The sequence below is a fragment of the Nguyenibacter vanlangensis genome (assembly GCF_013376155.1).
Lineage (GTDB): Bacteria > Pseudomonadota > Alphaproteobacteria > Acetobacterales > Acetobacteraceae > Gluconacetobacter > Gluconacetobacter vanlangensis.
The window spans coordinates 1-1,469 of record NZ_JABXXP010000676.1 but is presented as its reverse complement, the minus strand read 5'-3'; the positions used below and the strand labels follow the sequence as shown (position 1 = coordinate 1,469).

Sequence of the window (1,469 nt, the reverse complement as noted above, 5' to 3'; positions counted from 1 at the left end):
CCGACCGCCCCCGCCGCGCGCGCGCCGCGCTCGGCCTGCTTGCGCCGGGACGGGTGGGGGGCGGTATGCGGCGATCGAGTCATCAGGGGCTCATCCGGAACAGGCATGGCGGAACGCAGGCAGGGGATCGGCAGGCACCGGCCATGACGGAGGCGAAGGTTCGGAGCGCAGATGTAAGGCAGGGATTTGGGACCAATTTATGGCCGGATCCGGGACGCGGGGCCCAGGAACGACCCGAGACGGCATTCGGCATCGGATTTCTGCCCCGGTACGGCCTGGTCAGGCGCGGAAGTTCAGGCTGATGAAAAAGAACGTCGTCTAAGGCTTTACAGAAATACGATGTTTTGTGCAACAATGTCACGCCTCCGGACGAGATGTTTTTCGCCGTGCGTCGGGGACGTCCGCATCCCGCGGCGGGCCGGCCGCTGTCCGGTTGCGGCGGGCGGGGCAATCGGCTAACGCCACGGCATGAGTGCGATGCCAGATATTCCGGACAGGTCGGAATGCGCGGACCCCGTCCTGGGGCCGCCCAGGCCGGTCAGGCGTCTCGTTTCGGCCCTGCGCGACATCGCCGGCGGACTGGCGATGTGGCGGCTGGCCGTCTCGCTGGGCTGGCTGGACATCAGGCTGCGCTATCGCGGCTCGGCCCTGGGGCCGTTCTGGCTGACCCTGTCCACCGCGATCATGATCGGCGCGATGGGCCTGATCTACGGCCGGCTGTTTCATATGGACCTGGCCCGCTACCTGCCGTACCTGGCCCTGTCGATGACCTTGTGGCAGGTCGGGATCGGCACGATCCTGACCGAGGCCTGCACCTGCTTCATCGATGCCGAGCGGATGATCCGGGCGGTGCGCCTGCCCTATTTCCTGCAGCCGATGCGCGTGATGGTGCGCAACGCGGTGGTGTTCGGCCACAATATCGTGGTGCCGCTGGGGGTGTTCGTGATCTTCGGCGTCTGGCACGGCGCGACCATGCTGCTGGCGCTGCCGGGCATCGCGCTTTGGCTGGTCAACGGGCTGGCGGCGGGGCTGCTGCTGGGCTGTTTCTGCGCGCGCTTCCGCGACGTGCCGCCCATCGTGACCAGCGGGCTGCAGCTCGCCTTCTACGTCACGCCGGTCATGTGGTCGGCGTCGCAATTGCGCGGCCATGGCTGGTGGCTGCCGCTGAACCCGTTCTATCCGCTGCTGGAGGTCGTGCGCGGTCCCCTGCTGGGCCAGGTGCCGGCCGCCCCGATCTGGGCCGAGGCCGTGTCCTGCAGCGTGCTGCTGTGGCTGGGCGGGCTGTTCGTGTTCTCGCGCAGCCGCACGCAACTGGCATTCTGGGTCTAGGGCGATGGCCGGCACGATCGTCCCCGCCATCCGGGCGGAAAACCTGTCTTTGTCCTTTCCGGTCTTCCACGGCGGCGCGCGCTCGCTCAAGAAGACCCTCTTCGCCGGGGCGAAGCGGCCGCTGGCGGCGCTGCGCGGCT

Annotated in this window: 1 protein-coding gene; it reads left to right on the top strand. The window is 68.2% G+C overall.

What is annotated here, in order from left to right; translation table 11 throughout:
- Positions 1 to 468: 468 nt before the first annotated feature.
- Entirely contained in the window at positions 469 to 1,329 is an 861-nt protein-coding gene (locus HUK84_RS17925) for an ABC transporter permease (protein ID WP_176641457.1), read from the top strand.
- Positions 1,330 to 1,469 lie beyond the last annotated feature (140 nt).